Below are 9,615 nucleotides of genomic sequence, written 5' to 3' on the forward strand. Positions count from 1 at the left end.
AGTCAACGAGGGCTCAGCGCAGCCGGACCGTCCCCATCGACACCCCGGCGGTCTGCAGACGCGCCAGCAGCGCATCACCCATCGCCGCGGCGGGGGTGAGCACGCCGCGCAGTTCGGAGAGCCGGTCGCGGTCGAGCGCCAGCGCCAGGCCGCTCTCGCCGAGCAGCACCGACGTCGAGTGGTAGGCGTCGCAATCGTGGGCGAAGGTCGCCAGGTAGCGAGCGCCGGTCGTGGTGGTGGTGTAGGTCTCGACGGTGTAGTGGCCGCGCTTTCGCGCGGCCGCGCTCGGACCGGTGCCCGGTTTCGGCGTGATGCGCTCCACGAAGCGTGGGGGCAATCGCCCGAAGTACTTGTTGCCCAAGCCAAAAGCGCCCACCAGGGCGCCCGTCATGGCCGCGGCGGCGACCGGTGCCGCGAACGACTTTCCCAGGCTCATCGTTTCGGCGTAGCGGAACCGCCTGCCGTAGGCCCAGCCTTGTAATGCGTTGCTGCGCCGGACGATTCGAGCGTTGTACGGCTCCATCACGAACCCGCCGGTCCAGAAGCCCGTGAGCTCGGGCGCGACATCACGCCCGCGGCGCCACCGGAAATCGGGCTGTGGGCCGAGTTCCGGCTCGGCGCCCCGGTCGGTGGTCAGCGTGTACGGGTCGTCGATGAGCCGGCGGGTTTGCGCGTCGCCGGACGCGGCGCGCATCGTCCCGAGCAGCGACGCGATCGTGCCGCCGGAGGCGCCGAGTTGCGAGAAGGAGCGCAGCACGAAGGCCGTGTCGGTGAGCTCGCCGGTGCCGTCCTGGATCGCCCGGCGGTAGAGCTGATAGACGTTCATATCCGAAGGGGCCGAATCGAATCCACACGAGAGCACGATCCGGGCGCCGGTGTCGGTGGCCTGCTTGTGGTAGAGGTCGATGCTGTTGCGGGCGAAGACCAGCTCCCCGGTCAGGTCGGCATAGTCCGTCCCGGCGGCGGCGCAGGCCGCCACCAGCGGCAGGCCGTATCGCGCATAGGGGCCGACGGTCGTCACCACCACCCGGGCCCGTTCGGCCATCGCGGCAAGTGTCGACGGTTGCGACGCGTCGGCGACGATCACCGGCCACTCCCGTGCGGCCGGGCCCAGCGCCCGGCGCGCGGCCAGCAGCCGATCGCTGCAGCGGCCGGCCAGCGCGATCCGCGCCGGAGACCCCGTGTGCGCGAGGTATTCGGCCGTCAGCTTGCCGGAAAAGCCGGTGGCGCCGTACAGGACGATGTCGAACTCGCGCTCGATCGGGCCTATCACTCCATGACCCAGCTGTCCTCGGTGAGCAGTGAGCACAACAGCGAATGGATTGCCTCCAGGGACTTTTCGCGCCCCGGCAGGTGCGCGTGGTGCTCGAGGAACAACCGGTTCGCGAAAGTTCCGCAACTGTAGAGGTCCACCGGGGCGCGGGTGGGGAAGTGCAATTCGCTCTCGAAGTCGTCGGCTTGCACGCCCGGGGGCGTGCGCAGGGCGGGAATCGAACCGGTGTCCGTGCACAGCACGATCGGTGGAAGCCCGCGCGGGGTGCCCTGGTATTGCAGGTTGAAGTGCAGGGGGGACTGCTGAATCACGCCGTCGGACAGGTCGGCCCGAAAGGCGTCCACGATGCCGCGGGCCAGGTCGACGAGGTCGGTCTCGGGACCGATCTCGGCGAGATAGGTTGCCACCCCGACCGGGAGCGTGCTGCCGGTGGTGCTTACCGGGGGCGACAGCAGGTAACGCAGGTCGACCGGATAAATGTAGGGAACCGGAACGTGCGGGGTGTTGCGCAGCTGCCACTCCGCCAGCAGGATGGCCGCGGCCACCACGGAGTTGAGGCTGAGCCGATTGGCGAGCCCGAACTCCACGAGGTCGGACGTCTCCTGCTCCGTGAGTCGAATCCGGGTCACCGGAATGGGTTGGATCGAACCGGAATTCGACGCCATGGGCGGCATCTCCGCGGTGGGCAGGTCATAGGCGAACATCACCGGGAAAAACCGTTCGAGCCCGGACCGCTGCTGCTTGGTCACGCCGCGCTGTTCGAGCAACAACTCCAGCGACTCGGGCGCGGGTTGCGGCGTCACCGGGCCGGGGTCGCCGGTCGTCACCACGTTGGTGTAGAGGGAGAAAAGCTCCTCGAGGAGAGTGAAGGCGTGATGCGCGTCGGCCAGGCTGTGGTGCGTGTACAGCGTCACTTCGGTGCGCCCGCCGGCGATCGTCAACCGCAGATTCAGCAGGGCTTGGCGTTGATCCAGGCGAACGGCATCGGTTTTCGAGGCGCCGGAGCCCTCGTCGACGACCCATATCCCGGGATGCAAGAAGTCTTCGGCCACAATCTGGTAGCGGCCGTCGTCGGCCTTCTCGAGGCGGCCGGCGAAGATGGGGTAGCGCTGCAGCAGCGCGTCGAAGGCGTCCGACATGGCGTCGATGTCGACGGGACCGTCGACATGCACAGTGAACGCGAAATAGGTCTCGTTGACCGCGAACACTTCTTCGCTGCGCGCCAGCTTTCGGATCACGGATCCGGGAAACACCGTACTATTTCTCCTTTTTCAGTGCGTGCTGGCCCGTCGATAGCCCAGAAGCGTCGGCACGATGCAGACGGCGGTGATGCCGGCGGCCCACAGCAGCGTCGCGGTCATCGGCCACCGCACCGGACCGCCCAGCGACAATCCGCGCATCGCCTCGATCGCGTAGGTCATCGGCTGATGCGCGACCACCGGCTGTATCCACTTCGGAAACTGGTCCACCGGGAGGAAACCGGTCGAGAAGACGACCGCGAGCAGGTGTGCGAGCGTAACCGCCTCCAGGAGGAAGTTTTTCGCGACGGACAACGCGACCAGCGTGATGAGGGTCGCGTAGGCCAACCCGAATATCACCGGGACCACCAGCCAGGCCAGGATCGCGAGCACCCCCTGGTGAAACCGGAAACCCATGACCATCCCCGCGGCCAGCACGACCAGGGTCGTCACCACGATCCGGACTATCTCGGCGACGATCCGGGACAACACACCGGAGGCGCGGTGCACCGGCAGCACCCACAGCCGGCGGAGCAACCCGTCGGAGCGCTCCCCGATGAGGCCGATCGCCCCGACGGCGGATCCGTTGATCGCGGCGGCGAGCGCGTTCATCGGCACCGTGCCATACAGCGCGCTGTGCCCGGTGACTTGCGAAATGAGGTCGCCGAGAACGATATTCACCGTAATCAGGAAGAGGACCGGCAACACCAGCACCTCGATGACCGTGGTGAGGTCGCGCGACCACCGCAGCAGTATCCGCTGCGCCTGCACGAGGGTCTGCGGCACCAGCGCCCACGCCGAGTTCTCGTGGTAGCGCCGCTCCACACGAAGGTCCGTGGCTTTCTCGTGAACGAGGGTCATCATGTCCGCCTTGACAAGACGAGCGCCGACGCCGGTATCAGGACCGCGACGATTCCGCACAACCACGCCAGCGTCGGTGCGATGACGGGCCAGGTCACCGACCCGCCAAACGGCGCGGCGTCCCCGGCCAGGGCGCGCAGGGTGTCCACGAACTGCGAGACCGGCTGGTTGCGGACGATGGGCTGGATCCACCGGGGAAACTGTTGCGCCGGTTGGACACCGACGGACAGCAGCCCGAAAATCAGCGGCGGCAGGATCAGCAGCGGCGTCGTGGCCTCCGGGTTGCGGGTACCGGTGCCGATCAGGTCCGCGGCAAAGGACAGCAACGCCCCGACCACCAGCACCAGCGCGCAAAAGGCGACCACGTACACCGCCGAGCGGTGGAACCGGAACCCGATCACGTAGCCGCAGACCACGGCCACCGTCAACGCAACCAGGCACCGGTAGACCGCGGCCGAGATGCGCGCGGCCACCGGCGCGAACGCGGCGATCGGCATGGACCGGAACCGGCGATTGATGCCCTGCACCGAGTCGGTCGCCGCCCGGAACGCCGTCGACATCGCGGCGAACGTGATCGCCTGGAGCGCGATCAACGGCATGATGTACTGCGCGTAGCTGCTACAGACGCCGCGGGTGGCGGTGCTCATGATCTGGTGCAACGGAATGTAGAAGCCGGCCGTGAAAACCACCGACGACGCGATCGTCATGGCAAGCTCACCGTTGCGCAGGGTCGGCCTGACGAAGCGGGCGGTCAGCACCCACCACTGGGCCCGGGTTGACGGGTGGGGCTCGACGGTCACCTGACGGCCTCCGCAACCGGAGCGCGCGCCCCGGCGGAATCCTCTGTCAGCGCAAGGAATACGTCGTCCAGCGACGGGCGGCGCAGGGAGACGTCGACGACGTCGATGTTGGCCGCCGCGAGCCGCCCCACGGCCTCGATGAGCGTGCCGGCACCGTCCGGGGCCGGCATGGCGATCCGGTCCGACTCGGGTGTCAGCGCGGCCCTGATCTTCTCCGGCAGCAGCGAGCCGAGCGTCTCGGCGATGACGGCCAGGTCCTTGAAGTCTCGCGGAACGATTTCGCAGAAGCTGCCGCCCGTGCGGGCCTTGAGCTGATCGGCGGTTCCCTCCGCGATGATCCGGCCGTGGTCGATCACGATGATCCGGTCGGCGAGCGCGTCGGCCTCCTCGAGGTACTGCGTGGTGAGCAGCGTGGCGATGCCGGCGTCCTTGAAGTTGCTCACCAGATCCCAAATGCTTTGCCTGCTGCGGGGATCCAGCCCGGTGGTGGGCTCGTCGAGGAAGGCCACCTGCGGCGGGACCACCAGACCGCAGGCGATGTCGATGCGCCGGCGCATCCCGCCGGAGTACGTTTTGACGCGCCGGTTGGCGGCGTAAGCCAGGTCGAATTCCTTGATGAGTTCCTTGGCGCGGGCGCGCGCCGCCGACTTGGTCAATCCGAACAACCGGCCGAACAGGACGAGGTTTTCGCTTCCGGTGAGCATGTCGTCGATCGCCACCTGCTGACCGGTGAGCATGATCGACCGGCGCACGCCGGCCGATTCGGAAACCACGTCGTAGCCGGCCACCCGGGCGTGGCCCCGATCCGGCCGGGTGAGGGTGGACAGGATGTCGACGATCGTGGTCTTGCCCGCCCCGTTCGGCCCGAGCAGCCCGATCACCTCGCCGCGGCCGACGTCGAAGCTGACCTCGTGTAGGGCCACCACGTCGCCGAAGGTCTTGCGGACCTTGTCGACGATCACCGCCTTATCAAAGTGCCTGCGTGCGTTGCTCACTGGTTTCTCCTCAACCCGCGTCGGGCGCCGACAGGTCCACCAGGGCCAGTTCCACCGGCTCCGAACCCAAGCCGTCCTCGGCGATGGCGTCGATGGCGTCCTGGATCAGCACCCGCAGCGCCACGGGGAAACGCTGCGCCAGCGCCTCCGCCCGCGCCCCCTGGATCCGCCGGGCGTCATACCACCAATCGAGATGCAGCACGCCGCCGTGGCGGTACACCCGAAGCTCGATGGCGTGGCCCAGTCCCGGAATCGGGTCGCGCACCGGCCCGACCGTCGAGGCCGCGTCCGGGTCGAACTGAACGGGTGCGTCGATCGCCGGCAGCTGGGGGATCGTGCCGGCGTACCGGAAGTGGATGTCGGCGGAGCCCGCGGCCGAAAGCTGCCGCGCGGTGGGCGCATAGACGTGCCGCAGCAGTCCGTACCCGATCCCGTAATGGGGAACGGCCTTGAGGGCGTCGCGCACGGCGGCCAGTAGCTCGGTCGCGCCGGTGTCGTCGGCGCGCGAGCACCGAAGCGGGACCGGATAGACCGTGGTGAACCGGCCGATGGACCGGCCCAGGTCGACATCCGGCCGCAGCACCGAGCGGCCCGGCCCCTCCAAATCCACCGCGACCACACCGGTGCCGACCGTCTGGGCGATGGTTCGGGTCAGCGCCGCGAGCAGGATTTCCTCGATCGACGACCCGAGCGCGCGCCGCGCGTCGTCGACCTCGGAGGTCTGTTCGATGGTGAGCGCCGACGACAGTTTGGTCAGGTCGTCGTGACGGGGCGGCTGGGTGATGTCGGGGTCCGCCAGCCGCAGCGTCGCCGTGTTCGCGGTCTCCAGCCAGTAGTCGCGCGTGTCGAGGACCGCCGGGTGCGTCGCGAGCGCCGCGGCCCGCAGCGACCATTCGCGCCACGAGGCGGTGGTCGGCGGCAGCGCGATGTCCTCGCCCGCGAGGCGTTGCGTGAACGCGGTGAAGAGGTCGGCGAACAGGATTTCGCGCGACGCGGTGTCGGCCGCCGCCTCGTGCAGGGACAGGACCAGGTAACCGAAGCCCGAACCCGAGACGTGGGTGGCGACCAGCGGGGCGTCCAAGAGCTCGTGTTCGGTCACGATGTCGCGCAGCACGGCACGCTGCGCGTCGCTTCCGGGGGCCGCGTCGTCGGGGAGCGACCGGGTGGCGAGGTGGCCGAACTCCCCGGGCGGCGCGATGTGTTGCTCCCACGTTCCCGCGCGGTCGACGAGCTGGAGGCGCAGTGCGTCATGGTGATTGGCCACCGCGGTGAGCACGGACCGCACGTCCTCGACGCCCACGGTGGCGTCGAGGCGCAGGATCAGCGGGACCCGCCAGCGCCCCGCCTCCCGCACTCCGTGTTCGAGGAAGTGCGCGACGGTCGGCGGAACGGTCGGATGGGCCGCGGCGTCGGGCCGTTTCGCCAGGCCGCCCGCCGCGTACTTGGCGTCGACGTGAACGGCCAGGCTAGCCAGCGTCGGATGCGCATAGAGATCCTGCGGGGTGACGTCCAGACCCGTGTTGGTGGCGGCGGTCGAGAGGCCGATCGCGATCAGGGAATCGCCGCCGAGGTCGAAGAAATTGTCGTTGCGGTCGACCGAGTTGACGCCCAGGCACTGCATCCAGATCTGCCGCAACGCCGCCTCGGTGTGCGACTGCCCGTTGGTGGCCGCGACGGGGTGGGCGGCGCCATTGGTGGACGCGTCCGGAACGGCGGGCTGGCCGTCCCAGGCGATCGGCTTGGCGTCGACCCAATGACGTTGGTGGGCAAAGGGATAACCGGGCAGCGAAACGATTCGCGGCGCGGATGCGGTGGGCCCCGACAACGGCGCCCACTCGACGGGCACGCCGGCCGACCAGAGCTGGCCGAGCGCGAGCAGGAAGGTGTCGCGATCGTCGGTGTTCTGAATCGGGTGCCGCATGAGCCGAACCGCGCGGTGCCCGCTCGACCACTTCGGGTGCCGCATCGACGAGCCCGTCAGGCTGCCGCCGGGGCCCACCTCGACGAGGATCCGGCCCGGATCGGCCAGCACCGCGTCGAGTTCGTCGGCGAACCTGATCGTGGAGCTGATCTGGCGGGCCCAGCTGGCCGGATCGGTGACCTGTTCGTCGGACATCCAGGTTCCGGTGAGGTTGGACAGCAACGGCGTGCGCGGGGCCCGCAGCTCCTGGCGCGATAGGAAATCCTGGAACTCCGCCGCCATGGGGTCCATCGAGCTGGAATGGAACGCGTGGGTCGCGCGGACCCGCCGCACGGGGATGCCCCGCTCGTTGAGGCGTTGGCCGAACGCGCGGATCTGGTCCTTCGGCCCGGCGACGACGCAGTTGCCGGGATCGTTCACCGCGGACAGCTCCACCCCGGGTGAGAGATACTCCGCGATGTCGTCGGGGCCCAGCGCCACCGCGACCATGGCGCCCGGCGGCGATTCGTGCATCAGGCGGGCGCGCAACGACACCGTCTTGATCGCCGTCTCGAGGTCGAAGACCCCGGCCAGCGTGGCCGCGATGTATTCGCCGGTGCTGTATCCGATGTACGCCCCGGCGCGCACGCCGAAGGTGTCGACCAACCTCGCGAGCGCGTATTCCACCGTGAACAGCGCGGGCTGCGAACGGTCGATGCGCTCCAAATCCGTTGTGGTGTCACCGAATATCTCCGCGTGCAGGTCGATGCCCATTTCGTCGCGGAATCCCGCGGCGCAGGCGTCGAAGTGTTCGGCGAAGACGGGCTCGGTGTCGTAGAGTCCCCGGGCCATTCCCGCGTGCTGCGCGCCCTGCCCCGGAAACATGAAAACGATGCGGTCCGAGGGTGATTCGGCGTGTTCGCCGCTCACCGATTCGCCGACGAAGACGTTGTCGTGCTCGGAGGCCCGCAACACCGTGGCCGCGTGCTCACGGTCGTGGACGACGGCCGCCAGGGTGACGCGGTGCTTGCGGCGCCCGGCGAGGGTGAACGCGACGTCGGAAAGGTCCGGGCCGTCCCCGCGGGCCAACGCGGCGGCCAGGTCGGTCCGCGACTCCTCAAGCGCCGCCGCGGTTTGCGCCGACAGCAGCAGCACCTGGGGGCCGGCCGGTGTGGCGCGCGACCCCGCCGGTGCCTCCACTGGCGCTTCCTCTAGGACGACGTGCACGTTGGTGCCGCCCACCCCGAACGAGCTGACCCCCGCCCGGCGCACCCCGTCCCATTCCCATGGGCCGTAGGTGTTTTGCACGGTGAACGGGGTCTCGTGCAGGCGCAGCTCCGGGTTCGGGCTGGTGTAGTGCAGCGTCGCCGGGATCGCCTTGTTCTTCAGGCACAGAATCGTCTTGATCAAACCCACGACGCCGGCCGCCACCTCCAGGTGGCCGATGTTCGACTTGACCGACCCTAAAACACAGGGGCCGGGCCGGGGTGTGTCGGACACGCCGAACGCGGTCCGCAAGCCCTGGACTTCGATGGGGTCGCCGAGCGGAGTGCCGGTTCCGTGCGTCTCGACGTAGCTCACGGTCGACGCATCGACGCCCGACACCGCATGGGCTTCCGCGATGACGTCGGCCTGCGCGGCCGGATTGGGCGCGGCGTAGCCCATTTTCGCCGACCCGTCGTTGTTGATCGCCGACCCGCGGATGACGGCATGGATCCGGTCCCCGGCGTCGACGGCCGCCTGCAGCGGCTTGAGGGCCACGATCGCGACACCGCTGCCGAAGACCGTGCCGTCGGCCCGCACGTCGAACGGCCTGCAGTGGCCGACCGCCGACACCATCGATCCCGGCGAGTTCCAGTAACCGACGCGGTGGGGGATGGACAGCGACACGCCTCCGGCCAGCGCCATGTCGCATTCGCCGCTGAGCAGGCTCTGGCAGGCCAGGTGGATCGCGACCAGCGACGACGAGCACGCGGTCTGAACCGTGAAGCTCGGGCCCCGAAGGTCGAATTGGTGGGATACCCGCGTCGCCAGGAAATCCTTGTCGTTCTGCAGGAACAGGTTGAACTGCTCGAAGTTGAGCCCCTGCGCCATGGCGGCACTGTGGCCGTGGTGCGACAACAGGTTGTGCAGGAGATAGCCGCTGGGGGAGCTGGTTCCGTACACGCCGATCGAGCCGTCGAACCGCGCGGGGTCACAGCCGGCGTCCTCGAACGCGTGCCAGGCGCACTGCAGGAACAACCGGTGTTGCGGATCGAGCATCCGGGCGAGCTGCGGTGGGAACCCGAAGAAGTCGGCGTCGAACTCGTCGATCCCGTCGACGATGGGCGCGCGCCGCACATACGCCGGATTCGACAGCACCTCGTCGCCGACCCCGGCGGCCCGAAGCTCTTGCTCGGACAGGGTGACGATCGACTCCTCGCCGCGCGCAAGGTTGTCCCAGAACGCCGACACGCTGTTGGCGCCCGGGAATCTGCCGGCCATGCCGACCACCGCGATCGCGTTGGCCGGCAGAGCCTTTGAGTAAGACTCCGCGTTCGTGCTCATA

At 68.8% G+C, this 9,615-nt stretch carries 6 protein-coding genes; all 6 read right to left on the bottom strand.

Going from position 1 to position 9,615, the window contains the following annotated elements:
- Nucleotides 1–13: 13 nt before the first annotated feature.
- The 6 genes from K3U93_RS07800 to K3U93_RS07825 are packed head-to-tail and all read right to left on the bottom strand — an operon-like array spanning nucleotide 14 to nucleotide 9,614.
- Nucleotides 14–1,270 carry a saccharopine dehydrogenase family protein gene (locus tag K3U93_RS07800; protein ID WP_083012533.1) on the bottom strand — a complete coding sequence of 419 codons (1,257 nt, stop codon included), beginning with the start codon at nucleotides 1,268–1,270 and terminating at the stop codon, nucleotides 14–16.
- Nucleotides 1,270–2,526 (bottom strand): phthiocerol/phthiodiolone dimycocerosyl transferase, encoded by a 1,257-nt coding sequence (locus tag K3U93_RS07805; protein WP_071513456.1) that lies wholly within the window; start codon nucleotides 2,524–2,526, stop codon nucleotides 1,270–1,272. Before K3U93_RS07805 ends, K3U93_RS07800 begins: the two co-directional genes overlap by 1 nt.
- Before the next feature lie 18 nt (nucleotides 2,527–2,544).
- Complete coding sequence (locus tag K3U93_RS07810) at nucleotides 2,545–3,375, bottom strand: ABC transporter permease (RefSeq protein ID WP_071513457.1); 831 nt, start codon at nucleotides 3,373–3,375, stop codon at nucleotides 2,545–2,547.
- Entirely contained in the window at nucleotides 3,372–4,172 is an 801-nt protein-coding gene (locus K3U93_RS07815) for an ABC transporter permease (protein ID WP_071513458.1), read from the bottom strand. Before K3U93_RS07815 ends, K3U93_RS07810 begins: the two co-directional genes overlap by 4 nt.
- Entirely contained in the window at nucleotides 4,169–5,167 is a 999-nt protein-coding gene (locus K3U93_RS07820; protein ID WP_083012527.1) for an ATP-binding cassette domain-containing protein, read from the bottom strand. Before K3U93_RS07820 ends, K3U93_RS07815 begins: the two co-directional genes overlap by 4 nt.
- 10 nt (nucleotides 5,168–5,177) lie before the next feature.
- Nucleotides 5,178–9,614 (bottom strand): type I polyketide synthase, encoded by a 4,437-nt coding sequence (locus tag K3U93_RS07825; protein ID WP_083012529.1) that lies wholly within the window; start codon nucleotides 9,612–9,614, stop codon nucleotides 5,178–5,180.
- Nucleotide 9,615 lies beyond the last annotated feature (1 nt).

Origin of the sequence: Mycobacterium malmoense, from assembly GCF_019645855.1 — a bacterium.
Classification (GTDB): Bacteria; Actinomycetota; Actinomycetes; order Mycobacteriales; family Mycobacteriaceae; genus Mycobacterium; species Mycobacterium malmoense.